We start from the raw sequence: 25,278 nt of genomic DNA on the forward strand, positions 1-25,278 counted from the left end.
CGAGCCGCTAGGCCGTTGAGTGATCAAAGGCTACCCTCCGTCTGCCGCTGAATTGATTCAGCGATAAGTTTGTAGTCAGGTTGAGCCCCAATGGTCACACCTATGCTGATCTTCCGCTGGAGCACGGCGGGTCAGGTGTAGGCCAGGCACGCGTCACACAACAACAATAAACAGGGAACATAAATGAATAAGAAAAAGGCTATGCCCTTGGCCAGGGTTTCGGTCGCCTCCTTGATGAGCACCCTCCTGCTGATTCCTTCGGCACACGCCCTGGAAACGATCGGGTACTTCCGTACCGGGCTCGGCGATTCCTCCGGTTCCGATTCCATGCGCTGCTTCAAGCTGCAGGGCGCGCAGTCCAAGTATCGCCTGGGCAACGAGTGCGAACAGTACGGCGAACTGGCACTCAAGCAGGACGTCCTGACCCTCAACGACGGCTCGGCAGTCGGCGTCTACGGCATGGGCAGCTTCTTCAACCGCTACGACCGCACCCCGACCTTCAACGGGGACAATGGCGAGATCCGTGCCGTCCAGGCCTACGCCTACTGGAACAACATCGCCGCGCTGAACGGCGGTAATCTCTGGGCCGGCCGCCGTTACTACAAGCGGAACGACATCCACATCTCCGACTTCTTCTACTGGAACCAGAGCGCCACCGGCGGCGGTATCGAGGACGTCAACATCGGCGGTCTCAAGTACAGCCTGGCCTTCTCGCGCAAGGACAACCAGAACCAGAAGGACTTCCAGAACCGCCTCGACTTCAACGTCGCCGGTTTCAACACCAATCCCAATGGCTCGCTGGAGATCGGCGTCAGCTATCTGGACAAGCCCACCAATCAGCCCAATGCCAACAGTGGTGTAGCCGTGACGCTGCAGCACAAGCAGGCCAACTTCATGGGTTGGGGTGGCGTGAACACCTTTGCCGTACAGCGCGGCCAGGGCCCGGGCACGGCGCTGGGCAGCACCGGCGATCCGACCCTGAGCAGCGCCGACGTCTCCTATCGCGTCGTCGACTTCTTCGATTGGCAGATCAGCCGCTACTGGGGTGGTCAGATCGCCGCGGTCTACCAGAAGGACGAACGTCCCAACGGCAATGACCTGCGCTGGACCTCGCTGGGTGGCCGTCTGGTGTACGGCATCACCGACCAGTTCAAGTTCTCCACCGAACTGGGCCATGATCAGGTGCAGGCTCCCGGCGGCACCCGCAAGCTGACCAAGCTGACCCTGGCGCCTACCTGGTCGCCCAAGGGCCCGGAATTCAAGACCCGTCCCGAATTCCGCCTGTTCTACACCTATGCCGCCTGGAACCGGGCAGCTCAACAAGCGGCCGACGACTTCGACGCCGGCTCCGCGCTGTCGAGCACCGGCACCTTCGGCAACGATCTGCACGGCTCCAACATCGGCTTCCAGATCGAGCAATGGTGGTAACAGCTTCACCGCGACCGGCGTGCTGCCGGTCGCGTTCCTGTCTCCGAACCTGAGCGCACAACAATGAAAAGAACCGTCTCCCTCGCGTCCTTCGCCGGTTGCCTGTTGGCTGCCGCCCTCGCCAGCGGCACCGCCCAGGCAGCCCCCGTTTCCGCCTGCCTCATCACCAAGACCGATACCAATCCCTTCTTCGTGAAGATGAAGGAAGGCGCCAGCGCCAAGGCCAAGGAGCTGGGGATGACGCTCAAGGCCTATGCCGGCAAGATCGACGGCGACAGCGAAAGCCAGGTCGCCGCCATCGAGACCTGCATCGCCGACGGTGCTAAGGGCATCCTCATCACCGCGTCGGACACCAAGGGCATCGTGCCCAATCTGCAGAAGGCGCGTGAGGCCGGCCTGCTGGTGATCGCTCTGGACACCCCGCTGGATCCGGTGAGCGCGGCCGACATGACCTTCGCCACCGACAACCTCCTGGCCGGCAAGCTGATCGGTCAGTGGGCGCGGGAGACCCTGGGTGACAAGGCCAAGGACGCCCGGGTGGCCTTTCTCGACCTGAACGCCTCCCAGCCCTCGGTGGACGTCCTGCGCGACCAGGGCTTCATGCTCGGTTTCGGCATCGACCCCAAGGATCAGAGCCGCATCGGCGACGAGACCGACTCGCGCATCGTCGGCCACGACGTGACCAACGGTAACGAGGAAGGCGGCCGCGCTGCGATGGAAAATCTGCTGCAGAAGGACCCGACCATCAACGTGGTGCACACCATCAACGAACCGGCCGCCGCCGGTGCCTACGAGGCACTCAAGGCCGTGGGTCGCGAGAAGGACGTGCTGATCGTCTCCATCGACGGCGGCTGCCCGGGCGTGCACAACGTGGCGGACGGCGTCATCGGCGCCACCTCCCAGCAGTACCCGCTGCAGATGGCCGCGCTGGGCATCGAGGCGATCAAGACCTTTGCCGACAGCGGCAAGAAGCCCACGCCCACCGAAGGCAAGAGCTTCGTCGACACCGGTGTGAAACTGGTGACGGACAAGCCGGTGCCCGGCATCCAGTCCATCGACAGCAAGACCGCCCTGCAGAAATGCTGGGGCTGATGGCCCCTCGTCTACGCTAGAGCAGACCGATCGCCCCGCCAGCCGCGCCGGCGCGGGCGATCGCCTCTCGGCCGCTTTCCCGCTCTCAGGAGATTGCCATGAGCGATCCGACCTCGCCCTCCTCGTCCGGCCAGCCCTTCGAACAGGTACTCAAGCACAGCGCCACGGAAGTCGCCTCCTTCGCCCGTGACGAGCGCAGCCCACTCGTCAAATTCCGCCACTTCCTGCATTCGCGTCCCTCGGCGGTCTCGCTGCTGGTGCTGCTGTTGTCACTGGGCATCTTTGGCGCCCTGCTGGGCGGCAAGTTCTTTTCCGCCTTCGCCCTCACCCTGATCCTGCAACAGGTCGCCATCACCGGGATCGTGGGCGCGGCCCAGACCCTGGTGGTGATCACCGCCGGCATCGACCTTTCGGTAGGCGCCATCATGGTGCTGTCCTCGGTGGTCATGGGCCAGTTCACCTTTCGCTACGGCCTGCCGGTGGAGCTGTCGATCCTCTGCGGCCTGGTCGTGGGCACCCTGTGCGGCATGGCCAACGGCTGGCTGGTCGCCCGCATCAAGCTGCCGCCCTTCATCGTCACCCTGGGCATGTGGCAGATCGTGCTCGCGGCCAACTTCCTCTATTCGCGTAACGAGACCCTCCGCGCCCAGGAAATCGGCGCGACCGCGCCGCTGCTGCAGGTGTTCGGCGACAATTTCCGCCTGGGTGGCGCGGTCTTCACCTACGGCGTGATCGCCCTGGTGGTGCTGGTCGCCCTGCTCTGGTACGTGCTCAACCACACCGCCTGGGGGCGTCATCTCTATGCCGTAGGCGACGATCCCGAGGCCGCGGCGCTGGCCGGGGTCAACGTCCGCCGCATGCTGATCACCGTGTACGGCCTGTCGGGGCTCATCTGCGCCTTCGCCGGCTGGGTGCTGATCGGCCGCATCGGCTCGGTCTCGCCCACCGCCGGCCAGTTCGCCAACATCGAGTCCATCACCGCGGTGGTGATCGGCGGCATCTCGCTGTTCGGCGGCCGCGGCTCCATCCTCGGCATGCTGTTCGGTGCCCTGATCGTCGGCGTCTTCGCCCTGGGCCTGCGCTTGCTGGGCACCGACGTGCAATGGACCTATCTGCTGATCGGCACGCTCATCATCGCGGCCGTGGCTATCGACCAATGGATCAGAAAGGCGGCCAGCTGATGACTACCGAACCCCTGCTGATGGCGCGCGGCCTGGTGAAGCGCTATGGCCGCGTTACCGCCCTCGACCACGCTGACTTCGACCTGCTGCCAGGCGAGATCCTGGCCGTGATCGGCGACAACGGCGCCGGCAAGTCCTCCTTGATCAAGGCCATCTCCGGCGCCCTGCGGCCCGATGAAGGCGAGATCCGCTTCGAGGGGCAGCCGGTGCAGTTCGCCTCGCCCATTGCCGCGCGCCGCGCCGGCATCGAGACGGTCTACCAGAACCTCGCGCTGTCGCCAGCGCTGTCCATCGCCGACAACCTCTTTCTCGGTCGCGAACTGCGCAAGCCGGGTCTGCTGGGCACCCTCTGCCGCACCCTGGACCGCAAGGAAATGGAGCGCATCGCCCGGGAAAAGCTCTCCGAACTAGGGCTGATGACCATCCAGAACATCAACCAGGCGGTGGAGACCCTGTCCGGTGGCCAGCGCCAGGGCGTCGCCGTGGCCCGGGCGGCGGCCTTCGGCTCCAAGGTGATCATCCTCGACGAGCCCACCGCGGCGCTGGGGGTGAAGGAGTCGCGCAAGGTGCTGGAACTGATCCTCGACGTGCGGGCCCGCGGCATCGCCATCGTGCTGATCTCCCACAACATGCCCCATGTGTTCGAGATCGCCGATCGCATCCACATCCATCGACTGGGTCGCCGGCTGACGGTGATCGACCCGCGCGAACACTCCATGGCCGATGCGGTGGCACTCATGACCGGCGCCCAGACGGTGGCCGCCTAGTCGACTTCGACTGACCAGGCACCCTCCCGGGTCTTCCAGCCGGCAGTCGCCTTGGAAGACCCGGGAGGGGGCCGCCTACCCAGACGCGGATCGTCGCTTCTGCGACGAAAATCTGACCGAACGCTCAAGTTATCGCGTACCGGCACCGATAAAGCCTGAATAATTATTTCGGAGCTATACGCCGTGCCTGCCTTGTCGTTGAAACAGAAACTCTCGTTGTCTGCCACCGCGGCCGTGCTGGTGGTGGGTGTAGGTCTGACGACCATCAATTTCTTCAACACCCGTGCGGCCCTCGAAGCCTCCACGGTCGAACAGCTGAAGACCGTCAGCTTCGTCTTCAACGGCAGTGTCCGTCAGTGGTTCGACGGCAAGGCCGCCGCGTTGCGCGCCCTGGCAGCGGACACCCAGGAGACGAACCTTCCGGCCGGTCTCAATCAGGTCAAGCGCTCCGGCGGTTTCGACAACGTCTTCTACGCCCGCGGCGATGGCAGCCAGGTCAATGCCAACGGCGCCCAGTTGCCGCCGGACAACAACGACCCGCGCAAATGGCTGTGGTACCAGCAGGCGATGCAGAATCCCGGCAAGGTGTTCTTCTCCATACCCACGGTGGCGGCGGCGACCAAGCAGAACGTGCTGTCCCTGGGCTGGGCGTTGCAATCCGGTGGCAACACCAGCGCCATCCTGGGTGCCGACGTCAGCATCAGCGACATCCTCGATCAGCTCAAGCGGGTGCAGCTGCCGGGTGCCGGCAGCGCCGTACTGGTCAACGGCCAGAACATCGTGCTGGGGCATGAAAACACCGCCCTGCTGGCCAAACCGCTCACCGAGCTCTATCCCCAGCTCACCGCGGACACCCTCCAGCGGCTGGCCCAGGCGCCCGGTGAGCGCTATATCGAGACCAACGCCGGCCAGCGACTCTATGCCGCGCCCATGAATCGCGACGGCGAAACCCTGGTGATGATCGTCGATAGCGGCGTCCTGCTGGCACCGCTACAGCGGCAACTCTGGATCAGCATCGCCATCCTGGCCGTGGTGCTGGGTGGCTCGCTGGTGCTCATCAACCTGCTGTGCAGCTATCTGCTGCGGCCGCTGGGCGTGGTCTCGAACGGTCTGCAGGTGATCGCCGATGGCCAGGGCGACCTGACCCGGCGCATCGCCGTACAGAGTAACGATGAAGTCGGCGGCCTCGCCGGCCACTTCAACCAGTTCGTGGCCAGTCTGCACGGCTTGATCGGCGGCGTGCGCCAGCATGCCCAGAGCGTGGACGCCGAATCGCAAAAGGTCCTGCAGCGCAGCGCCGCGGCCACTCAGGAACTGGGGCGTCTGCAGCAGGAGATCACCCTGGTCGCCACCGCCGTGACCGAGATGTCTTCCGCGACCCAGGAGATCGCCCGCAACGCCGAGCAGACCGCCGAGGCCATCCGGCAGTCCTCCGACAGCACCACTCAGGGCCTGACCCTGGTGCAGACCAGCAAGCAGTCCATCAACAGCCTGGCTCAGGAAGTGGATGACGCCACCCGGGTGATCGGCGAGCTGGATCATCACTCGCAGGCCATCGCCAAGGTCCTCGACAGCATCCAGAGCATCGCTGAGCAGACCAACCTGCTGGCACTGAACGCGGCCATCGAAGCCGCCCGGGCCGGCGAGCATGGCCGTGGCTTCGCGGTGGTCGCCGACGAGGTGCGGACGCTGTCGCAGCGCACCCAGGCGTCGACGCGGGAAATCAACGAGACCATCGGCACCCTCCAGCAGATGACCCGCCAGGCGGTGCAGCGCATGGACAGCAGCATGGCGATCGCCGAACGCAGCGTCGCCGACGTGGAACGCGCCTCCAGCGCCCTGGAAGAGATCGCCCAGAGTGCCGGCATCATCGCCGAGATGTCTCTGCAGATCGCCACGGCGGCCGAGGAACAGACCTCGGTCACCGAGGAGATCACCCGCAACGTCATCACCATCAAGGGCCTCGGCGACACCCTGGCCAGCGGCGCCGAGGATTCGGAACGTCAGTCGCGCTCCCTGCAGCATCACGCCGCCGATCTCAATCGCGACGTGGCCCGCTTCATCCTGTAAGACGCAAGGCATAGCCGCCGCCCCCCAGGTCGGCGGCTTTCTCCAGGCCGAAGACCCTGCGCCACGGGGCGGGCATCCGGTAAGATCGGCGCTTTTTCCGCGACGACTCCGCCATGTCCCAGCCTTCCCGCTCCGAACTGCTCTACGGTCCCCAGGACCGACCGCGCCCGCTGATCGCCCTGCTCGCCGCCATCCAGCACCTGCTGGCGATCATCGTGCCCATCGTCACCCCCGGTCTGCTGATCTGCCAGGCCCTCGGCGTCTCGCCGCGCGACACCAACCTGATCGTGTCCATGTCGCTGGTGATCTCGGGTATCGCCACCTTCGTCCAGTGTCGCCGCTTCGGGCCCTTCGGTGCCGGCCTGCTGATCGTCCAGGGCACCAGCTTCAACTTCGTCGGCCCGCTGATCGCTGGAGGCGCGCTGATGGTCAAGAACGGCACCCCGGTGGAAGCCGTGATGGCGGCCATCTTCGGCGTGGTCATGGCCGGTTCCTTCGTCGAGATGGGAGTGTCGCGGGTGCTGCCCTTCGTCAAGCGCCTCATCACCCCGCTGGTGACCGGCATCGTGGTGCTGATGATCGGCCTGACGCTGATCAAGGTCGGCCTGATCAGCATGGGCGGCGGCTTCGCGGCGCTGGGCAACGGTACCTTCGCTAATGGCGAGAACCTGCTGCTGTCGGGCACCGTGCTGGCCACCATCGTGGTGCTCAATCGCCTGCCGCTCCGTGGCCTGCGCAGCAGCGCCATCGTCGTCGCCCTGCTGCTGGGCTATGCCCTGGCGGCCTGGCTGGGCCGGCTGAATTTCACTGGCATGCACGAGGCCGCCTGGGTGCAGATCCCGATGCCACTGCACTTCGGCCTGGGCTTTTCCTGGTCGCTGTTCGTGCCCCTGCTGGTGATCTATCTGGTGACCTCGCTGGAGGCCATCGGCGACATCACCGCCACCAGCAAGGTCTCCCGCGAACCGGTGGAAGGTCCGCTGTGGATGCAGCGGATCAAGGGTGGCGTCTTGGTCAACGGCGCCAACTCGCTGCTGGCCGGGCTCTTCAACACCTTTCCCAGTTCGGTGTTCGCCCAGAACAACGGGGTAATCCAGCTGACCGGCATCGCCAGTCGCCATGTCGGCCTGTGGATCGCCGCCATCCTGGTCCTGCTGGGGCTGTTCCCAGCGGTGGCCGGGGTGATCCAGGCGGTGCCCGAGCCGGTGCTCGGCGGCGCGGCCATGGTGATGTTCGGCGCGGTCGCCGCCTCGGGGATCAACATCCTCGCCAGCGTCGAACTGGACAGACGCGCGCTGCTGATCATCGCCGTGTCCCTAGCCCTGGGCCTGGGCATTTCCCAGGTGCCGGAATTTCTCGCCCATATGCCTGCGGGCCTGAGAGCGGTGCTGGAATCCGGCGTCGCCACCGGCGGCCTGTGCGCCCTGCTGATGAACTGGTTCCTGCCGGAGACGCCCAAAGCCGCTGGCTAGACCGATTTTTCATCCGCGGGCTGAAGTTCCACGCGGGGGTGCCGATAGCCTGGGCAAGTCACCTGTGGACTCGCCACGATCGTCGTTTCGATCGTGAGCGACCCACCCAGCAGAGCGCCCATGATCAGCCCGGATGTTCCTGTCGTTAAGGTCCCGCTGCGCGAATATGCCGCCTTGGCGCGCGCCATGGGCGCCACCGTCTTTGCCCAGAACCTCGAGAAGCAGCCGGGCGAACTGGTCGGCTGGCGCTTTCCCAAGGGCTGTTTCGTGCAGAAGGCGCACTTCCAGATGCTGCTGGGCCGCCAGCCGGAAACGCTCTAGGGGTTACCGTCCAGCGCCGCGAGAAAGCGCTGCGCCTCGGCCAGTTCGGTCTCGTTGAAGACGGCGACCCCGGCGCGCTTCAGCGCCGCCGCAGTGACGCCCTCACCGGCTACCCGGGTGCCGCTGAAGCGGCCATCGTAGTTTTCCACATTGCCGCACGAGGGACTGCGGGCCTTGAGCACCGCCACGCGGATGCCATGGCGCGCGATCAGTTCGAGGGCGACCATGGCACCGGCGACAAAGGCGGCGCTGACGTCCTCTCCTGTCTCGGTCATGACTGGTAGCCGACCGTCCAGCACCGCCCCGCCCTGGCCGCCGGGGATCTCCGCGGGCGGACGCGGCGTGGGCAGGCCACCGGCCACCTCCGGGCAGAGGGGCACGATACGCCCTTCCGCCTGCCAGGCGCCCAGCAGATCGAAGGGGCCATGGGCACCGCCGTCATAGCGCACCCGATGCCCCAGCAGGCAGCGACTCACCAGTATCTTTTCCATGCACCCTCCCGGTCCGCCGCCAGTCTACGCCCTGGGCTTTGTCTGAAAAGTGCCTGCGCTCGGCCATGCTGCGTTAAAAATCCGCTGGGTCGCCAGCCCGGCCTAGGCGGCCCCGTCGCAATGCTCATTTACCACTCGTAAACTCGAGCGCGAGTCCGATCCGCTTCCTCACGGATTTTTGCCTTGCCTAGCCTTCGCTCGGCGACTTTTCAGACAAGCCCTAAGCCTGCAACGGGTTGTCGCCACGGCGGCGGAACCAGCCAGTCAGCGACAGCCGTTCGCGAGTGGCCGGCAGCACCTCGTGGGGCAACTGCCCGGAGAGAAAGCACACCAGGCTGCCCCCCAGGGGCAGGACATCCTGCTGGCGCTGCTCATCCAGATAAAGGCGCAGCTCGCCGCCCTGCTCCGGCAACCAGGCGTCGTTGAGATAGAGCACCAGGGAGACCATGCGCCGGTCGTCGTCGCGGAAGCGATCCAGATGGCGGGCATAGAAGGCGCCGGGCGGATAGAGGGCGAAGTGGCTCTCGTAGTCTTCCAGGCCCAGGAACAGGGTGCGGTTGAAGGCCTCGCGCAGGGTATCCATCAGGTGCAGGTAGCGCTGCACGCCCGGATGGGCATCGTCCGGTTCCAGCCAGGCGATGTGATCGCCACGCACGCCCTCACGGATCAGCGGGCTGTCGCCACGGCCGATGCCGGCGCGCTCCAGTTCGCCGCGGGCATGACGCAGCCGGCATTCGGCGGCCAGCTCGGCGGTGAGGTCCGGCGGCAGGAAGATGCTCTGCCGCGACCAGCCATGGCTGGCGAGATCGTCGACGATACGTTGCAGCAGGGGATGCTCGGGGTGCAGAGCCATCGCGGGAACCGTAGGAACCGGACCAGGCCGGCGGGATGCCGAGTGTAAGAGAAGTCGGCCACGGCTGCGCGCCTGCCTTGACCAGGCGACGAATGCCCGGGATGAGCGCCTCGACAGCCAGCCTGGGGTTGCCGACAATGGCGGACTTTCCGGCTCCGTGCCGCTGCCCGAGGTGTCCATGCGCGTTCTGTTCGCTTCCCTGCTTTTCGCCATCAGCCTGCCCGCCCTGGCCGACGATACGGTCAGTCTCTATCAGGCCGCAGGTTGGCCCGAGCAGCGCGGCCACTTCCGCGACGCCCTGCAGGCCGCCCAGCAGCGCTATCAGAACAGCTTGCCGCCGGCGCTCTACCAAAGCCTGGTGGACAACAGCAACAAGCGTTATACCGCCGCGGCCATCGACCAGCGGGCCCTGGCCGCGCTGCGACAGAGTCTGCCCGCCGAAGGCCCCGCACTGCAGTTCTTCCAGTCGCCCGTCGGGCGCAAGGTGGTCGCCGCGGAAATCGCCGCCACCCGCAGCGATCAGCTGGCCAAGCATGCCAACGGCGTCCCCCAGGTGCAGGCCAGCCCGGCCCGGCGTGCCCAGGCCAAGCGTCTGGCCAGTGCCCTGCCCGTGCGTGAAGCCGGCGCCGAGGTCAGCGTGGCCCTGGCGGGCCTCGCCGCCGACAGCCTGAGCTCGATGCTGCCGGGTCTGATGGGGCAGCAGCAGTCCGGCGGCATGATCGAGCAGCAGCGCCAGCGTTTCATCCAGCAGATGAATGCCGGTGACCTGGAGAACACCCTGCTCTATGTCTACCGCACCCTGAACGACAACGAACTCGGTCAGTTCGCCGACTTCGCCAGTTCGCCCAATGGCAGTGCCTACTACCGGGCCGCCGTGGCCGCCCTGCGCGCCGGTCTGGGCAGCGGCGGGCAGTAAGACGGCTCAGGCGAGACGCTCGTCCAGCCAGCGGAAGTAGCGCTGGCGCAGGGCCTCGGTCTCGTTGACCAGATGGTGCCGCGCCTCCGGCAGGCGCAAGACCTCGGGCCGGGCGAACTTGGCCTCCAGCACCCCCAGGTTGTGCCGCCAGTCGACGGTGAAATCCTGCTCGCCCTGAACTACCAGCGGGCTACGGGTACTGGCCGGTGCCCCTTCCAGTTGCGGAATCCAACGTGCCAGGGCGCCGACCCATAGGGCCGGCAGTTCCCTGGGCTGCAGGCCGTCCTGCTGCAGGAAGTCGAGAAAGGCCGGATCGCCGGAATTCACCGAAAAGCGCCGCGGCAGAGCCCGCACGAAGGGCTTCACCAGCCGATAGGTCCATAGGCTCTGGCGCCAGGCGTGGGGTCTGACCAGAGGCGCCAGCAAGATCGTCTCGCCCAGCTCGGGGGCAGGCTCGCCGCGCAGCAGATAGTCCAGCAGGATGGCGCCACCGGTGCTCTGGCCCAGCAGGTGCCAGGGCCGGGGCAGGTCCAGGCGCCGGGCCTCGGCGATCAGCGCCGTCAGGGCGGTCTGGTATTCGGCGAAGTCGTTGATGCTGGCGCGGGCGCCGCTGGACAACCCATGCCCAGGCAGGTCGCAGGCCAGCACCGCCAGCTGCCGCGACAGGGCCCAGTCCACCACATGGCCATAGAGGCCCATGTGATCGTAGTAGCCGTGCAGCATCAGCAGGCTGCCCCGCGGCTCGCGCGGCCACCAGCCCTGGACGGCGAGCTGATAGCCGCCGGCCGCGAGCGCGCCCAAGGCCACCGTCACCTCGGGCCGCGCCCGGCTGTCCGCCAGGCGGTAATGGGCGCGATAACCCAGGTGGTCGTCAGCCGCGGGCAGGTCGCGGTGCAGGGGCACCAGGTTCCCGCGCAGTCGGTCTAGATCGAAGGAAGAGATCATCGGTCGGTTCAAGGTGAAGTTGCCACCATGATCAGCGTCCAGACCGGCACAGGACAAGAGGCCGCCAACAGACTTTTCCAATTGTTTCAAAATGCGCAACTCTCCCCTGCGCAAAGGTGTCTGAATATTTCACTGCCTAGGCAGTATTCTGGATGCGCTTGATTGCCTGGGCAGATACTGCAATGTCACATTTTGACCGTAGCAACTTTCCATTGCGCAACTCCGTAGGTCATCTGATCCACCTGGCGAACCAATACAAGGATCGCGTGCTGGACAGCCACCTGGCGCCTTACGACATCACCGCTGCCCAGTTCAAGGTGCTGCTGCTGCTCGCTCGCGACCAGACCGACACCCCCGCCGAACTCAGCCGCTGCCTGTCCCTCGACAGCGGCGCCATGACCCGCATGCTCGATCGCCTGGAAGCCAAGGGCCTGCTGCGCCGCGTGCGCAGCCTGAGCGATCGCCGCCAGGTGCGGCTGGAGTTGACCGCCCAGGGTCAGGCCCTGAGTAGTGAACTCATGCAGATCGGCGTGGATGCCCTCAATGACCTCACCCACTGCCTGGATCGCCAGGAGCTGGATGACCTCGAACGCCTGCTGCGCCGCCTGCTCAGCCCCTCCGGCCTGCTGCCGGAGACCTCTGGAGACCTCTGACCCATGACCTTTCGCCTGCCGTTGACCGCCCTCTGCGCCGCCCTGCTGCTGGCCGGCTGCGTGTCGTCCGAGGGGTTGCACACCCAGGGACGCGCCGTGGATCCGGCGACGCTCAAGGGCGACGCCACCTTTGCCAGCGATCGCCTCTCTCCCGCCCAGTGGCCGAGCGCCGACTGGTGGACCCGGCTGGGCGATCCGCAACTCGACAACCTGATCCGCGAGGCCCTGCGCGACAGCCCCTCGCTGCAGGAAGCCGATGCGCGCAGCCGCCAGGCCGATGCCGCCGTGCTCGCCGCCGATGCCGATCGCTATCCACAGATCGACGCCAACGGCGGCGTGACCCGCTCGCGCCTGGCACGGCCGGATGACCCCGTCGGCCAGGGCGAGCGCTACAGCACCCTGCGCCAGTTCGATGTGAGCGGCAGCTACAGCTTCGATCTCTGGGGTGGCCAGCGCGCCGCCTGGGAAGCTGCGCTCGGTCGCGCCCGCGCCGGCGAGGTGGATCGCCAGGCCGCCCGCCTGACGCTGGCCGCCGACGTCAGTCGCGCCTACAACCAGCTCGGCCTGGCCTATGCCAATATGGACGTGGCCCAGCAGGACCTGGAGCGTACCCGCGGCATGCTCGACCTGGCCCAGCGCCGGGTGGACGCCGGCCTCGACAGCGACTACCAGTTGCAGCAGACCCAGAGCCTGGAGGCCAGCTCCGCCGCGGCCCACACCGCCGCCGAACAGCAGGTGCGTACGGCGCAGATCCGCCTCGCCGTACTGCTGGGCAAGGGGCCCGACCGCGGCGCCGAGATTCCCCGACCCAAGCTGATCGCCCCTGCCGCGGTGAATCTGCCCGGCCAGCTGCCCGCCGAACTGGCCGGTCGCCGCCCGGACCTGATCGCCGCCCGCTGGCGGGTGGAGGCCGCGAGCAAGGACATCGCCGCCAGCAAGACCAACTTCTATCCCAACCTCAACCTGACCGTGGCCGCCGGCAGCAAGGCCATCCTCGGCGATGCCCTGTTCGGCGGGCCGGCGCGCTTCTTCAACGTGGGTCCGGCGCTGTCCCTGCCGATCTTCGATGGCGGTCGCCGTCGCTCCGATCTCGCCAGCCGCGATGCCGACTATGACCTCGCGGTGGCCCAGTACAACCAGACCCTGGTGCAGGCGCTGGGCGACATCGCCGACGCCATCACCCGCCAGCGCTCGCTGGACCAGCAGATCGTCGAACAGCAACGGGCCCGCGACATCGCCAAGAGCTCCTTCGACATCGCCATGCAGCGCTATGGCGCCGGCATCGGCAACTACCTCGACGCCCTGACCGTCGAGCAGCAGTTGCTGCAGGCCGAGCGCCAGCTGGCCAGCCTCCAGGCCGATCGCATCGACAGCGGCGTGCTGCTGATGCAGGCCCTGGGTGGCGGCTTCCAATCGTCCACACTGCCGCCGGCGCCCGCCGCCGCGGCCACACACTGATACCGAGAGCCCGACCATGGCCGATTCCGCCGCAACCCCCAACGACAATGCCCAGGAGCAGAAGCCGCAGCGCTCCGGCAAACGCAAACTCTTCCTGCTGCTCCTGCTGCTGGTGGTGATTCTGGCCGGCGTGGGCGTCTACTGCTACCACCTGTTCTATGGCCGCTTCCACGCCAGCACCGACGACGCCTACGTCAACGGCAACCTGGTGCAGATCACGCCCCAGGTCGTCGGCACCGTGACCCGCATCGCCGTGGACGATGGCGACTACGTTCGCCAGGGCCAGCCGCTGGTGGAATTCGATCCCAGCGACACCGCCGTGTCCCAGCAGAGCGCCGAGGCCAATCTGGCCAAGACCGTGCGCCAGGTGCGCGGCCTGTACAGCAACGTCGACAGCTACAAGGCCCAGGTGGCCGCCCGGCGTGTCGAGGTCGAACGGGCCCGCGCCGACTACGCCCGCCGCCAGCAGCTGGCCAAGGGCGGCGCCATCTCCAAGGAAGAACTGGCCCACGCCCGCGACACCCTGGTCGCGGCGCAGAGCTCCCTGACCTCCGCCCAGCAGCAACTGGACACCAACCAGGCGCTGGTGGACGACACCGAGATCGCCTCGCACCCGGACGTCAAGGCCGCCGCCGCCCAGCTGCGCCAGGCCTATCTGAACCATGCCCGCAGCACCCTGGTGGCGCCGGTCAGCGGCTATGTCGCCAAGCGCTCGGTGCAGGTCGGCAGTCGCGTGCAGCCCGGCGCGGCGCTGATGGCCGTGGTGCCCCTGGACCAGATCTGGATCGACGCCAACTTCAAGGAAACCCAGCTCGCCGAGATGCGCATCGGCCAGCCGGTGGAAATCCATTCCGATCTCTATGGCGACGACGTGCGCTATCGCGGCGTGGTGGAAAGCCTGGGCGTGGGTACCGGCAGCGCCTTCTCGCTCCTGCCGGCGCAGAACGCCACCGGCAACTGGATCAAGATCGTTCAGCGCCTGCCGGTGCGGATCCGCCTGGAAGGCGACAACCTGGACAAGCATCCGCTGCGCATCGGCCTGTCGACCGTGGTCGATGTCGACCTGCACGACCAGGACGGCGCCCGCCTGCCCACCACCACGCCGCAGCAGCCGCGCTACAGCACCGATGTCTACGATCACCAGCTGGCCGAGGCCGATCAGCTGATCCAGCAGATCGTCCACAACAACGGTCCGGCCGCCCGCGCCGCCGGTGTCGCCAAGCGCTGACAGCCAAGGAGGCTCCCAGCGAGCCTCCCCGTCCACCCCTTCTGGTAATCCGTCATGAGCGATAACGCCTTTCGCCCGGCGAGCCTGCTGCTCGCTACGGTGGGCCTGTCCCTGGCCACCTTCATGCAGGTGCTCGACACCACCATCGCCAACGTCGCCCTGACCACCATTTCCGGCAACCTCGGGGTGAGTTCGGAACAGGGCACCTGGGTCATCACCGCCTTTGCCGTGAGCAACGCCATCGCCCTGCCGCTGACCGGCTGGATGGCGCGCCGCTTTGGTGAGGTGAAGCTGTTCATGGCCGCCGTGGTGCTCTTCGTCATCACCTCGTTCCTGTGCGGCATCGCCACCTCCATGCCGGAGCTGGTGATCTTCCGCGCCATGCAGGGTTTCGTCGCCGGCCCCCTCTACCCCATGGCCCAGACCCTGCTGCTGGCGATCTTTCCAGCGGCCAAGCGCGGCATGGCGCTAGCACTATTGGCCATGGTGACGGTGGTGGCGCCCATCATCGGGCCCATCGCGGGCGGCTGGATCACCGACAACTACAGCTGGCCGTGGATCTTCTTCATCAACATTCCCATCGGCATCTTTGCCACCCTGGTGGTCTGGAGCCAGCTGGGCAGGAAACCGGAAAAACTGGTGCACCAGCCCATCGACTATGTCGGGCTGATCCTCCTGGTGCTGGGTGTGGGCGTATTGCAGGTGGTGCTGGACAAGGGCAACGACCTGGACTGGTTCGAATCCAACCTGATCTGCCTGGGCGCGGCCTTTTCCGCCGTGGCCCTCACCGCCCTAGTGATCTGGGAGCTGACCGACAAGCATCCCATCGTCAACCTGCGGCTGTTCCGCTATCGCAATTTCAGTTTCGGCACCCTGGCGCTGGTGCTGGGCTATTCGGGCTTCTTCGGCATCAACCTGCTGCTGCCCCAGTGGCTGCAGACCCAGCTCGGCTACACCCCGGTGTGGGCGGGTCTGGCCGCGGCGCCCATCGGCATCCTGCCGGTCATCCTCTCGCCGCTGGTAGGGAAGTTCGCGCACAAGACCGACCTGCGCCTGCTGGCCGGAGGCTCCTTCCTGGTGATCGGGGCGTCGTGCTTCATGCGCGCCACCTTCAACAACGAGGTGGACTATCGCCACATCGCCGAGGTACAGACCTTCATGGGCCTGGGCGTGGCGCTGTTCTTCATGCCCACCACCAGCATCCTGCTGTCCAGCCTCAAGCCTTCGGAACTGGCGGATGGCGGCGGCCTGGCGACCTTCCTGCGAGTGCTGGGCGGCAGCTTCGCCTCGTCCCTGACCACCTGGTTGTGGCAGCGCCGCGCCATCCATCACCATGCCCAGCTGACCGAGGACGTCACCGTCTACAGCCCGGCCACTCAACACTATCTGGACGCCCTCGGCGGGCCATCGCAGCAGGCCTATGCGCAGCTGGACAAGGTAGTGGAAGGCCAGGCCTATATGCTCTCCACGGTGGACTACTTCACCCTGCTCGGCTGGATCTTCATGGGGCTGTTCCTGATCATCTGGCTGGCCAAGCCGCCCTTCGCGGCCAAGCCGGGGGCCGGCGGTGGCGACCACTAGGACAGGGTCTAGGGCGCGTGATGCTGGGTCTGCAGGTAGTCGGCGATGTCGCCTAGATCCTCGGCGTCACCGATGCCCCAGAATCTCATCTTGGTGCCTGGCACCTTCCGCTCGGGATCACGCAGAAAGGCCGCCAGGGCCTCGCGATCCCAGGCGAAACCGGCCTGGCGCATGGCTTCGGAGTAGTTGTAGCCGGCTAGACTGCCGGCCTGGCGGCCGAAGAGGTCGTTGAGCTGGGGGCCGAAGCCGGACTGGGCGCCGGGCCCCACCGAATGGCAGTTGTGGCAGCGCCGCAGGAAGAGATTGCGGCCGTTGTCGGCATCGGCCCAGGCCAATTCACCACTGAGCAATGCCAGCACGGCCAGCCCAGCCAGGCCCTTCATCGCTGGCACTTCCGGCAATAGACGCTGGCGCGCTGGCCCAGGCGGATCTCTTGCAGGCCCGTCCCGCAGACCTTGCAGAATTCGCCCTTGCGGCCGTAGACGAACAGCTCCTGCTTGAAATAGCCCGGCGCGCCGTCGCCGCCGATGAAGTCGCGCAGGGTGGTGCCGCCACTCTCGATGGAGCGCGCCAACACCTTCTTGATCTCTTCGGCCAGGCGCTCGTAGCGCGCCCGGGACACGCTGCCGGCCGCCCGGCGGGGATCGATGCCGGCGGCGAACAGTGCCTCGGCGGCGTAGATGTTGCCTACTCCCACCACCACGGCGTTGTCCATGATGAAGGGCTTGACCGCCATGCTGCGTCCACGCGACAGCTCGAACAGCCGACCGCCGTCGAAGGCCTCGGTCAGGGGCTCAGGGCCCAGCTTGCTGAGCAGCACATGGGCGTGGGGATCCTGGGTCCAGAGCAACGCACCGAAGCGCCGGGAATCGGTGTAGCGCAGCGACAGCCCGGATTCCAGCTCGATGTCGACGTGCTCGTGCTTGGCCGGCGGCTGGTCGGCCGGCACCAGGCGCAGGCTGCCGGACATGCCCAGGTGACCGATCAGGGTGCCGCTCTCGGCGCGGATCAGCAGGTACTTGGCCCGTCGCTCGACGGCCTCGATGCGCTGCCCGGACAGGCGCACGTCCAGGTCCTCGGGTACCGGCCAGCGCAGCCGGCCATCGCGGACGATGACCCGGCGCACGCGCTGACCGACGACATGGGGCGCGATGCCCCGGCGAGTGGTTTCGACTTCAGGTAGTTCGGGCATGAGGATCCAGGAGGCTTATTCCAGAGATTTGGCTTAAAAGGCGCCGAGCGAAGGTCAGGCAAGGCGAAAAACAGCGAGGAAGCGGAGTTTACAAAGGGTAAATGAGCATTCCGAGCTGGTTTTCAACGCCGCCTGGCCGAGCGCAGGCCCTTTTAACCAAATCTAGTAATTGATCCGACCGCTGCCCATCTCAAGGATGGTCTCCTTGAGCGACTCGAAGTCGTACTCGGACAGGCCGACGTGATCCAGCACCCGCGGCGCGATGGCCTGCCACTCGTGATCCTCGTCCTGACCGCCCAGGGCGCGATAGCAGCCACAGATGTGCTCGGCCATCTTCAGCAGGGCCAGCAGATTCTTGATCTGGATATCGGTGGTGGAGTCCTCGTCGAAGACCGATTGGGCGTTGTGGTGATTGGCGATGGCTTGGCCGACGTGCTCCGGCAGGCGCCAAGAGCGGGAGATGAAATAGCCCACCACGGCGTGGTTGGTGTTGAATATCCGGTTCTCCACGTCCACCACCCGCACCTGCTCGTTGACGCTGGCATAGGCCTCTTCCAGCACCGCCATGTAGTTGGGGAAGCGCTTGAGCATCAGTGGGATGCCACAGTTGTGGAACAGGCCCAGGGCATAGGCCTCGTCCGGTGTCGGGTAGCCGGTCTTCTTGGCCAGGCTCAGGCAGGTCTCGGCCACGTCTTGGGCGGTGTCCCAGAAGCGGTTGAGGATGACGATGGTCTCGTCGGTGAGCTCGCCCTTGATCGACTGGGCGTTGATCAGGTTGATGACCGACTGGCTGCCCAGCAGATTGACCGCGCGCTGGATCGAGGTGATGCGATTGCTGAGGCCGAAATACGGCGAGTTCACCAGCTTGAGCAGGGCGCCCGACAGCCCCGGGTCCTGACCAATCAGACGGGAGATGACCTTGAGATCGGGGCTGGGCATGAGTTGTTCGAGCTGCAGATCCACCATGATCTGCGGCTGCGGAGGAATGCTGATGCCTTGCAGAGCCTGACGGATCTGCTCCTCGGTCAGCTGAGGGGACGCTTGGGACATGGGGACTACTCTGCGATGGATGTCGCAAATTTACTCCGCGCCGTGCGCCGATGCCATCGGGCGCGACGAAGGAACTTCAGAGGGGTAAAGCGAGACGGATTTAGGAGCGCTGGCAAAAGGCTAGCCCGACCGAATTCCAATCGAGGTATCCGCAACCATGGTTACATCCCTGAACGGCAAGAAAATCGCCATCCTGGTCACCGACGGCTTCGAACAGGCCGAGCTCACCGGCCCCAAGCAGGCCCTGGAACAGGCCGGCGCCCAGACCCACATCATCTCCGCCGAAAGCGGTGAGGTGCGCGGCTGGGACGGCACCGAGCCGGCCGACAGCTTTCCGGTTGACCTCACCTTCGCCGCAGCCAATGCCGGTGACTACGACGCCGTGCTGCTGCCCGGTGGTGTGGTCAATGCCGACACCATCCGCATCGACGCGCAGGCCCAGCAGCTGACCAAACAGATCGCCGATGCCGGCAAGCCGGTGGCCGTCATCTGCCATGGCGCCTGGCTGCTGATCTCCGCGGGCCTGGTGCAGGGCAAGACCCTGACCAGTTGGCCCTCGCTGACCGACGACCTCAAGAACGCTGGCGCCACCTGGCAGGACCAGGAGGTCATCGTCGACGGTCAACTGGTGAGCAGCCGCAAGCCGGACGACATTCCAGCCTTCAATCGCGAGTTCATCAAGCTGCTGGCAGGCTGACCCTCGGAGAATGGCACTTTGATCTCATAAGACTGAACTTATGGCAAAGTGCCAGGGTCTTATCGAGTGCCCCCAAAGCACTTTTAGCCCGCCCTGCCCGGCGGGCTTTCTTTTGCCTGGCGTTTGGCCTCAAGCCTGGAAGTCACCTTGCAGATCCACCAGATGGCGGTCGATAGCGGCCAGGCGCTGACCCTGATCGCCCATGCCCAGCCATTCCAGCTTGAGGTGGGCCTCGAACGGCAGCAGGTAGGCCAACTGGTAGCCCAGGGCCTGGCGGTCGGCGACTTCACCGCCCATGTCCAGGCTGGCGACCATGGGATGCTGGGCCAGGGCCACCAGCAGCGCCATGAGATCGGCGTCGCCATCGCGCAATGGCTGGGGCTCGCTTTCGGGGAGCCACTCCACCTCCGCCACCACCAGGTGATCGGGCTGTTCTTCCTGGCTCAGCAGGCGAAAACGCCGGCCACCTTCGATGCGGATGCCCAAGAGGCCGTTGCTCTGCTGCTGCCAGTCGCGGATCAGCGCCTCGCAGCCGTAGGCGCCCAGGCGATTGGGCGCCGCACCGGTCTCGCGGCCTTCGAGGATGGTCACCACGCCAAAGCTGCTGCCCTGCTTGAGGCAACGACCGAGCATGTCCAGATAACGGGCTTCGAACAGCTGCAGATCGAGGCGGCAACCGGGAAACAGGGTGGTGTTCAGGGGAAACAGGGGCAGCGTCATGCAACCTCCAGGGCTTGAGGGTCCTGCTGGATAGAACATCGAGCGCCGCCGAAGGCTCCCGCGCGGCGACGCACGGAGCCCGACCGGATCAGAAGCGATAGACCTCGGCGCCGGTGCGAATGGGCACCACGGCTGGCAGCGTCGGCCGGGCCTGGGCCTCTTCGACGAGTTTTTTCGGCTCCTTGCGCGCTACCTCGCCCCCACGCCGGCCGCGCTGGGCGACCTTGGTGAGATCGGTGGCCAGGCGTGCGGCCAGTTGCTGCAGCAGCTCGCTCTGGGCCCGCACCTGGGCTGCGCGGTCGCCGGCATGACGCGCCTGCAGATGGACCACTTCGCTATCCAGCAGGCGGCCCTGGCCATCGCGCAGCTGCCAGCTGGCATCCAGTGCCGCAGGTGCCTGATCGCCCGCATCGAGGCGGGTCACCACCAGCTCCACGCGATACTGGGGATCGAAGCCGGCGGGTTGCTCACCCACCACCACCCGACCGCTGTTCAGGCGGCTGGCGAGTTGGCGCTGCAGCAATTGCCGCACATTGGCATTCAGCGGTCCGGCCCAGTGATCGCCCGTGGTCTTGAGACTGCCATCGGGCTGGCGCTCCAGCAGCACGTCGCGCTGCAGGTAGTCGGCCAGTTGCAGGCTTTCGATCCACACCGCAAGGCCACGCTCGCTGCTCGCCGGCGCGCGCGCATTGCCGCCGTCGAGTTGGTAGTAGTGGCTGGGACCGAGGCTGGCACAGCCACCCAGGCCGGCCAGCAGGCCAACGAGCGCCAACCTGGCGAGACATATCCGTTTCATCGAGGCTCTCTCTCGACGGGCACCATGGCCCGGCGAGTCCTGGTCGAAAAAATCCGGGCTATGCTAGCGGCTGACTGCAGACGGCTCAAGTTTCCACCTGCAGCGAGTCCACCCGCTGGAAGCCACGCGGCAGCTTGTTGCCGCGCCGGCCGCGCTCGGCGCGGTAGTGCTCCAGGTCGCTGCCCTTGAGGGTATAGGGTCGCTTGCCGGCCTGCAGGGTCAGGGAAGCGCCGGCCGGCACCACGGCCAGATCGACCACGTATTCCTCGCGCTTGGCGACCCGCTCGCCAGGGATGGAGATCAGCTTGTTGCCCTTGCCCTTGGCCAGTTGCGGCAGCTCGGTGATGGCGAACACCAGCAGCCGTCCCTCGTTGGTGACCACCGCGATGGAGGTGTCCTCCAGGGAAGCCACCGGCTTCGGGGCCAGCACCTTGGCGCCATTGGGCAGGCTGATCAGCGCCTTGCCGGCCTTGTTCTTGGCCTGCAGGTCCTCGCCCTTGACCACGAAGCCGTAGCCGGCATCCGACGCCAGGACATAGAGACCGCTGTCGTCCGGCAGCAACAGGCATTCGAAGCTGGCCCCCGGCGGCGGCGTCAGGCGCCCGGTCAGGGGTTCGCCCTGGCCACGCGCCGACGGTAGCGAATGGGCGGCCACCGAATAGCTGCGGCCGGTGGAATCGATGAAGACGGCGAACTGATTGGAGCGACCCAGGGCCGCCGCCTTGAAGCCATCACCGGCCTTGTAGGACAGCCCGGTCGGGTCGACGTCATGGCCCTTGGCCTGGCGCACCCAGCCCTTCTCGGAAAGCACCACGGTCACCGGCTCGGTGGGCATGAGCTCGGTTTCGGACAGGGCCTTGGCCTCGGCACGGGCGACGATGGGCGAGCGGCGGGCGTCGCCATAGGTCTCGGCATCCTTGATCAGTTCGTCGCGGACCAGATTGCGCAGCTTCTTGTCGCTGCCCAGCAGGGTCTGCAGGCGCTTCTGCTCCTTGAGCAGTTCGGCCTGTTCGCCGCGGATCTTCATCTCTTCCAGCCGCGCCAACTGACGCAGGCGGGTTTCGAGGATGTAGTCGGCCTGGTCCTCGGAGAGCTCGAAGCGGGCCATCAGCGCCTGCTTGGGATGCTCTTCGGTGCGGATGATGTGGATCACCTCGTCCAGGTTGAGGAAGGCGATCAGCAGGCCGTCCAGCAGGTGCAGGCGGCGCTCGACCTTGTCCAGGCGGAATTGCAGGCGACGGCGCACGGTGCCGATGCGGTAGAGCAGCCACTCCTGGAGGATCTGACTGAGGTCCTTGACCTGGGGTTTGCCGTCCAGGCCGATGACGTTGAGGTTGACCCGGTAGCTGGATTCGAGATCGGTAGTGGCGAACAGGTGCTGCATCAGCTCGTCGGCATCGATGCGGTTGGAGCGCGGCACGATGACGATGCGGGTCGGATTCTCGTGGTCCGACTCGTCGCGCAGGTCGGCCACCATGGGCAGCTTCTTGGCCTGCATCTGGGCAGCGATCTGCTCCAGCACCTTGGAACCCGAGACCTGGTGCGGCAGCGCGGTGATGACCACGTCGCCGTCTTCACGGCGGTAGACGGCGCGCATGCGCACCGAGCCGCGCCCGGTCTCGTAGATTTTGCGCAGGTCGGCGTGCGGGGTGATGATCTCGGCTTCGGTAGGGAAGTCCGGACCGGGCACGTGTTCGAGCAGTTCGGGGATCCCGGCGATGGGATCGTCCAGCAGGCGCACGCAGGCGGCCGCCACCTCGCGCAGGTTGTGCGGCGGGATGTCGGTGGCCATGCCCACGGCGATCCCGGTGGTGCCGTTGAGCAGCAGGTTGGGCAGGCGTGCCGGCAGCACCGCCGGCTCGTTCAGGGTGCCGTCGAAGTTGGGCACCCAGTCCACGGTGCCCTGCCCCAGTTCATTGAGCAGCACCTCGGAATAGCGCGACAGCCGCGCCTCGGTGTATCTCATGGCGGCAAAGGACTTGGGGTCGTCGGGCGCGCCCCAGTTGCCCTGGCCATCCACCAGCGGATAGCGATAGGAGAACGGCTGGGCCATGAGCACCATGGCCTCGTAGCAGGCCGAGTCGCCGTGGGGGTGGTACTTACCGAGGACGTCACCCACGGTACGGGCGGATTTCTTGTGCTTGGCGTCGGCGTCCAGGCCCAGTTCGCTCATGGCGTAGATGATGCGGCGCTGGACCGGCTTGAGGCCGTCGCCGATGTGCGGCAGGGCGCGGTCCATGATGACGTACATGGAGTAGTCCAGATACGCCTTCTCGGTGAAGTCGGCCAGCGAACGGCGTTCGACGCCATCCAGGCTCAGGTCGAGGGGTGCACTCATGGGAGTCCTTTGGTGTTACGTCTTTGATCGGGGGGCCCGGTCCATCGCGGTCATGGACCGCTCCTACAGGCGCTCGATACACCTGTAGGAGCAGCCCATGGCCGCGACAAGCGCAGCCAACATATTTAGAGCAGCACTTCGGCGCGATCGCCCTTGGATTCCAGCCAGCTCTTGCGATCGGCGGATCTTTTCTTGGCCAGCAGCATGTCCATCATCTCGAGGGTGGCGGGCACGTCGTCGAGGGTCAGCTGCACCAGGCGCCGGGTGTTGGGATCCATGGTGGTCTCGCGCAATTGCAGCGGATTCATCTCGCCCAGGCCCTTGAAGCGGGTCACCTGAGGCTTGCCGCGTTTCTTCTCCGCCGCCAGGCGATCCAGAATGCCATCCCGCTCGGCGGGATCGAGCGCATAGTGAACCTCCTTGCCGAGGTCGATGCGGTACAGCGGCGGCATGGCCACATAGACGTGGCCGGCGTCCACCAGCGGGCGGAAGTGCTGCACGAACAGGGCGCACAGCAGGGTGGCGATGTGCAGGCCGTCGGAGTCGGCGTCGGCGAGGATGCAGATCTTGCCGTATCTCAGGCCGCTCAGGTCGGCGCTGCCCGGGTCGATGCCGATGGCCACGGCGATGTCGTGCACCTCCTGGCTGCCCAGCACCTCGCTGCCGTCCACCTCCCAGGTGTTCAGGATCTTGCCGCGCAGCGGCATGATGGCCTGGAATTCCTTGCTGCGCGCCTGCTTGGCGCTGCCACCGGCGGAGTCACCCTCCACCAGGAACAGCTCGGATCTCATGGGATCCTGGCCGGCGCAATCGGCCAGCTTGCCGGGCAGCGCCGGACCCTGGGTGATCTTCTTGCGCTCGACCTTCTTACCCGCCTTGAGGCGGCGGCCGGCGTTGTTGATGGCCAGTTCGGCGATCTGCTGACCCAGCTCCGGATGGGCGTTGAGCCAGAGGCTGAAGGCGTCCTTGACCACCCCGGCGACAAAGGCGGCCGCCTCGCGGGAGGACAGCCGCTCCTTGGTCTGACCGGAGAACTGCGGCTCTTGCATCTTCATCGAGAGGACGAAGGCGATGCGCTCCCAGACGTCTTCCGGGGCCAGCTTGAGGCCACGCGGCAAGAGGTTACGGAACTCGCAGAATTCGCGGATGGCATCCAGCAAACCTTGGCGCAGGCCGTTCACATGGGTGCCGCCCTGGGCGGTGGGAATCAGGTTGACGTAGCTTTCCTGCACCGACTCGCCGCCCTCGGGCAGCCAGAACAGCGCCCAGTCCACCGCTTCCCGGGCCGAGGCCAGGCTGCCGTGGAAGGGGGCCTCGGGCAGCCGCAGGGCATCGCCCACGGTGTCGATCAAATAGGATCTCAGGCCGTCTTCGTAATGCCATTCGCTACGCTCGCCGCTGGCTTCGTCGAGGAAGCTCACCGCCAGGCCCGGGCAGAGCACCGCCTTGGCCTTGAGCACGTGCTTCAAGCGGCTGACGGAAAACTTGGGCGAATCGAAGTACTTGGGATCCGGCCAGAAGTGCACGCTGGTGCCGGTATTGCGCTTGCCGACGCTGCCGACCACGGCCAGTTCGCTGGCCTTGAAGCCGTCGGCGAAGGCCATGCCGTATTCGTTGCCGTCGCGCTTGACGCGCACCTCGACGCGGGTCGACAGGGCGTTCACCACCGAGATGCCCACCCCGTGCAGACCGCCGGAGAACTGGTAGTTCTTGTTGGAGAACTTGCCGCCGGCGTGCAGCTTGGTCAGGATCAATTCGACGCCGGAGACGCCCTCTTCCGGATGGATGTCCACCGGCATGCCGCGCCCGTCGTCGAGCACCTCGAGGGAGTTGTCGGCGTGCAGGATCACCTGCACCTGGCGCGCATGACCGGCCAGGGCCTCGTCCACGCTGTTGTCGATGACTTCCTGGGCCAGGTGGTTGGGCCGGGAGGTGTCGGTGTACATGCCAGGGCGCTTGCGCACCGGATCGAGTCCGGAGAGGACTTCGATGGCGTCGGCGTTATAGGCGTTCTGCGTGGCCATGGGGT

At 66.2% G+C, this 25,278-nt stretch carries 23 protein-coding genes and 1 pseudogene; 14 read left to right on the forward strand and 10 right to left on the reverse strand.

Features of this window, described 5'->3' with window-relative positions:
* Positions 1-234: 234 nt before the first annotated feature.
* The 8 genes and pseudogenes from V6W80_RS18910 (at position 235) to V6W80_RS18940 (ending at position 8,331) form a co-directional block, all read left to right on the forward strand.
* Complete coding sequence (locus V6W80_RS18910) at positions 235-1,428, forward strand: maltoporin (RefSeq protein WP_231356057.1); 1,194 nt, start codon at positions 235-237, stop codon at positions 1,426-1,428.
* Between the two features lie 63 nt (positions 1,429-1,491).
* Entirely contained in the window at positions 1,492-2,520 is a 1,029-nt protein-coding gene (locus V6W80_RS18915) for a sugar ABC transporter substrate-binding protein (RefSeq protein ID WP_338545078.1), read from the forward strand.
* Between the two features lie 98 nt (positions 2,521-2,618).
* On the forward strand, positions 2,619-3,701 hold the full coding sequence (locus tag V6W80_RS18920; protein WP_338545079.1) for an ABC transporter permease: 1,083 nt from the start codon (positions 2,619-2,621) through the stop codon (positions 3,699-3,701).
* Positions 3,701-4,468: an ATP-binding cassette domain-containing protein gene (locus tag V6W80_RS18925; RefSeq protein ID WP_085984308.1), complete on the forward strand. Its 768-nt coding sequence runs from the start codon at positions 3,701-3,703 to the stop codon at positions 4,466-4,468. The genes V6W80_RS18920 and V6W80_RS18925 overlap by 1 nt, the downstream gene beginning before the upstream one ends.
* Before the next feature lie 243 nt (positions 4,469-4,711).
* A pseudogene (locus V6W80_RS24140) lies at positions 4,712-5,632 on the forward strand (cache domain-containing protein); the annotation flags it as partial.
* Positions 5,633-5,833: 201 nt separating this feature from the next.
* Positions 5,834-6,538: a methyl-accepting chemotaxis protein gene (locus V6W80_RS24145; protein ID WP_430707820.1), complete on the forward strand. Its 705-nt coding sequence runs from the start codon at positions 5,834-5,836 to the stop codon at positions 6,536-6,538.
* Positions 6,539-6,651: 113 nt separating this feature from the next.
* On the forward strand, positions 6,652-8,010 hold the full coding sequence (locus V6W80_RS18935) for a nucleobase:cation symporter-2 family protein (protein ID WP_064307895.1): 1,359 nt from the start codon (positions 6,652-6,654) through the stop codon (positions 8,008-8,010).
* 120 nt (positions 8,011-8,130) lie between these two features.
* On the forward strand, positions 8,131-8,331 hold the full coding sequence (locus V6W80_RS18940; RefSeq protein ID WP_064307894.1) for a hypothetical protein: 201 nt from the start codon (positions 8,131-8,133) through the stop codon (positions 8,329-8,331).
* On the opposite strand, the gene V6W80_RS18945 is transcribed toward V6W80_RS18940, so the two are convergent.
* Together V6W80_RS18945 and V6W80_RS18950 are read right to left on the reverse strand one after the other, a co-directional pair.
* Positions 8,328-8,822 carry a DUF523 domain-containing protein gene (locus tag V6W80_RS18945; RefSeq protein ID WP_093256234.1) on the reverse strand — a complete coding sequence of 165 codons (495 nt, stop codon included), beginning with the start codon at positions 8,820-8,822 and terminating at the stop codon, positions 8,328-8,330. The genes V6W80_RS18940 and V6W80_RS18945 overlap by 4 nt on opposite strands.
* A 220-nt stretch (positions 8,823-9,042) precedes the next feature.
* Positions 9,043-9,675, reverse strand: a complete 633-nt coding sequence (locus V6W80_RS18950) for a 2OG-Fe(II) oxygenase (protein ID WP_338545081.1) — start codon at positions 9,673-9,675, stop codon at positions 9,043-9,045.
* A 178-nt stretch (positions 9,676-9,853) separates the two neighbouring features.
* Here V6W80_RS18950 and V6W80_RS18955 point away from each other — a divergent pair, with 178 nt between their 5' ends.
* Positions 9,854-10,591, forward strand: coding sequence for a DUF2059 domain-containing protein (locus V6W80_RS18955; protein ID WP_173148989.1), 738 nt, complete (start codon positions 9,854-9,856; stop codon positions 10,589-10,591).
* A 6-nt stretch (positions 10,592-10,597) separates the two neighbouring features.
* Here V6W80_RS18955 and V6W80_RS18960 read toward each other — a convergent pair whose 3' ends face one another.
* A complete protein-coding gene (locus tag V6W80_RS18960) occupies positions 10,598-11,536 on the reverse strand; it encodes an alpha/beta hydrolase (protein WP_338545082.1) in 939 nt (312 codons plus the stop codon).
* A 182-nt stretch (positions 11,537-11,718) separates the two neighbouring features.
* Here V6W80_RS18960 and V6W80_RS18965 point away from each other — a divergent pair, with 182 nt between their 5' ends.
* From V6W80_RS18965 to V6W80_RS18980, 4 genes are read left to right on the forward strand one after another with little or no spacing between them, the layout of a single operon-like run.
* Positions 11,719-12,189, forward strand: a complete 471-nt coding sequence (locus tag V6W80_RS18965) for a MarR family transcriptional regulator (RefSeq protein ID WP_017640741.1) — start codon at positions 11,719-11,721, stop codon at positions 12,187-12,189.
* 3 nt (positions 12,190-12,192) lie between these two features.
* Positions 12,193-13,647, forward strand: a complete 1,455-nt coding sequence (locus V6W80_RS18970; RefSeq protein ID WP_338545083.1) for an efflux transporter outer membrane subunit — start codon at positions 12,193-12,195, stop codon at positions 13,645-13,647.
* A 16-nt stretch (positions 13,648-13,663) separates the two neighbouring features.
* Positions 13,664-14,875, forward strand: a complete 1,212-nt coding sequence (locus V6W80_RS18975; RefSeq protein ID WP_160923833.1) for an efflux RND transporter periplasmic adaptor subunit — start codon at positions 13,664-13,666, stop codon at positions 14,873-14,875.
* A 54-nt stretch (positions 14,876-14,929) separates the two neighbouring features.
* Positions 14,930-16,456, forward strand: a complete 1,527-nt coding sequence (locus V6W80_RS18980; protein ID WP_160923834.1) for a DHA2 family efflux MFS transporter permease subunit — start codon at positions 14,930-14,932, stop codon at positions 16,454-16,456.
* Positions 16,457-16,464: 8 nt separating this feature from the next.
* On the opposite strand, the gene V6W80_RS18985 is transcribed toward V6W80_RS18980, so the two are convergent.
* From V6W80_RS18985 to V6W80_RS18995, 3 genes are all read right to left on the reverse strand, one after another.
* Positions 16,465-16,839: a c-type cytochrome gene (locus V6W80_RS18985; protein WP_160923835.1), complete on the reverse strand. Its 375-nt coding sequence runs from the start codon at positions 16,837-16,839 to the stop codon at positions 16,465-16,467.
* On the reverse strand, positions 16,836-17,648 hold the full coding sequence (gene mutM / locus V6W80_RS18990; protein WP_338545084.1) for a bifunctional DNA-formamidopyrimidine glycosylase/DNA-(apurinic or apyrimidinic site) lyase: 813 nt from the start codon (positions 17,646-17,648) through the stop codon (positions 16,836-16,838). Before mutM ends, V6W80_RS18985 begins: the two co-directional genes overlap by 4 nt.
* Positions 17,649-17,810: 162 nt before the next feature.
* The gene (locus V6W80_RS18995) at positions 17,811-18,635 is read right to left on the reverse strand and encodes an HDOD domain-containing protein (RefSeq protein ID WP_173149192.1); all 825 of its coding nucleotides are present in this window, start codon (positions 18,633-18,635) and stop codon (positions 17,811-17,813) included.
* A 220-nt stretch (positions 18,636-18,855) separates the two neighbouring features.
* On the opposite strand from V6W80_RS18995, the gene V6W80_RS19000 reads away from it, so the two are divergent.
* Positions 18,856-19,395, forward strand: a complete 540-nt coding sequence (locus tag V6W80_RS19000; RefSeq protein ID WP_338545085.1) for a type 1 glutamine amidotransferase domain-containing protein — start codon at positions 18,856-18,858, stop codon at positions 19,393-19,395.
* Between the two features lie 129 nt (positions 19,396-19,524).
* Here the strand turns inward: V6W80_RS19000 and V6W80_RS19005 are convergent, their stop codons facing one another.
* The 4 genes from V6W80_RS19005 to parE form a co-directional block, all read right to left on the reverse strand.
* Positions 19,525-20,115 (reverse strand): LON peptidase substrate-binding domain-containing protein, encoded by a 591-nt coding sequence (locus tag V6W80_RS19005; protein ID WP_338545086.1) that lies wholly within the window; start codon positions 20,113-20,115, stop codon positions 19,525-19,527.
* Positions 20,116-20,203: 88 nt separating this feature from the next.
* Positions 20,204-20,911, reverse strand: a complete 708-nt coding sequence (locus V6W80_RS19010) for an ABC-type transport auxiliary lipoprotein family protein (protein WP_184290505.1) — start codon at positions 20,909-20,911, stop codon at positions 20,204-20,206.
* Positions 20,912-20,996: 85 nt separating this feature from the next.
* A complete protein-coding gene (gene parC / locus V6W80_RS19015) occupies positions 20,997-23,249 on the reverse strand; it encodes a DNA topoisomerase IV subunit A (RefSeq protein WP_338545087.1) in 2,253 nt (750 codons plus the stop codon).
* A gap of 125 nt (positions 23,250-23,374) precedes the next feature.
* Positions 23,375-25,273 carry a DNA topoisomerase IV subunit B gene (gene parE / locus V6W80_RS19020; protein WP_068383407.1) on the reverse strand — a complete coding sequence of 633 codons (1,899 nt, stop codon included), beginning with the start codon at positions 25,271-25,273 and terminating at the stop codon, positions 23,375-23,377.
* Positions 25,274-25,278: the final 5 nt, after the last annotated feature.

The sequence above is a fragment of the Pseudomonas benzopyrenica genome (assembly GCF_036884265.1).
GTDB classification, from domain to species: Bacteria; Pseudomonadota; Gammaproteobacteria; order Pseudomonadales; family Pseudomonadaceae; genus Chryseomonas; species Chryseomonas benzopyrenica.

Coding starts and splice junctions, on each gene's coding strand:
- V6W80_RS18985 (WP_160923835.1), bottom strand. CDS start 16,839: ATGAAGGGCCTGGCTGGGCTGGCCGTGCTGGCATTGCTCAGTGGTGAA.
- V6W80_RS18915 (WP_338545078.1), top strand. CDS start 1,492: ATGAAAAGAACCGTCTCCCTCGCGTCCTTCGCCGGTTGCCTGTTGGCT.
- V6W80_RS18945 (WP_093256234.1), bottom strand. CDS start 8,822: ATGGAAAAGATACTGGTGAGTCGCTGCCTGCTGGGGCATCGGGTGCGC.
- V6W80_RS19000 (WP_338545085.1), top strand. CDS start 18,856: ATGGTTACATCCCTGAACGGCAAGAAAATCGCCATCCTGGTCACCGAC.
- V6W80_RS18965 (WP_017640741.1), top strand. CDS start 11,719: ATGTCACATTTTGACCGTAGCAACTTTCCATTGCGCAACTCCGTAGGT.
- V6W80_RS18910 (WP_231356057.1), top strand. CDS start 235: ATGAGCACCCTCCTGCTGATTCCTTCGGCACACGCCCTGGAAACGATC.
- V6W80_RS18980 (WP_160923834.1), top strand. CDS start 14,930: ATGAGCGATAACGCCTTTCGCCCGGCGAGCCTGCTGCTCGCTACGGTG.
- V6W80_RS18935 (WP_064307895.1), top strand. CDS start 6,652: ATGTCCCAGCCTTCCCGCTCCGAACTGCTCTACGGTCCCCAGGACCGA.
- V6W80_RS18920 (WP_338545079.1), top strand. CDS start 2,619: ATGAGCGATCCGACCTCGCCCTCCTCGTCCGGCCAGCCCTTCGAACAG.
- V6W80_RS18975 (WP_160923833.1), top strand. CDS start 13,664: ATGGCCGATTCCGCCGCAACCCCCAACGACAATGCCCAGGAGCAGAAG.
- V6W80_RS18970 (WP_338545083.1), top strand. CDS start 12,193: ATGACCTTTCGCCTGCCGTTGACCGCCCTCTGCGCCGCCCTGCTGCTG.
- mutM (WP_338545084.1), bottom strand. CDS start 17,648: ATGCCCGAACTACCTGAAGTCGAAACCACTCGCCGGGGCATCGCGCCC.
- parC (WP_338545087.1), bottom strand. CDS start 23,249: ATGAGTGCACCCCTCGACCTGAGCCTGGATGGCGTCGAACGCCGTTCG.
- V6W80_RS18960 (WP_338545082.1), bottom strand. CDS start 11,536: ATGATCTCTTCCTTCGATCTAGACCGACTGCGCGGGAACCTGGTGCCC.
- V6W80_RS19005 (WP_338545086.1), bottom strand. CDS start 20,115: ATGACGCTGCCCCTGTTTCCCCTGAACACCACCCTGTTTCCCGGTTGC.
- parE (WP_068383407.1), bottom strand. CDS start 25,273: ATGGCCACGCAGAACGCCTATAACGCCGACGCCATCGAAGTCCTCTCC.
- V6W80_RS19010 (WP_184290505.1), bottom strand. CDS start 20,911: ATGAAACGGATATGTCTCGCCAGGTTGGCGCTCGTTGGCCTGCTGGCC.
- V6W80_RS18940 (WP_064307894.1), top strand. CDS start 8,131: ATGATCAGCCCGGATGTTCCTGTCGTTAAGGTCCCGCTGCGCGAATAT.
- V6W80_RS18925 (WP_085984308.1), top strand. CDS start 3,701: ATGACTACCGAACCCCTGCTGATGGCGCGCGGCCTGGTGAAGCGCTAT.
- V6W80_RS18955 (WP_173148989.1), top strand. CDS start 9,854: ATGCGCGTTCTGTTCGCTTCCCTGCTTTTCGCCATCAGCCTGCCCGCC.
- V6W80_RS24145 (WP_430707820.1), top strand. CDS start 5,834: ATGTCTTCCGCGACCCAGGAGATCGCCCGCAACGCCGAGCAGACCGCC.
- V6W80_RS18950 (WP_338545081.1), bottom strand. CDS start 9,675: ATGGCTCTGCACCCCGAGCATCCCCTGCTGCAACGTATCGTCGACGAT.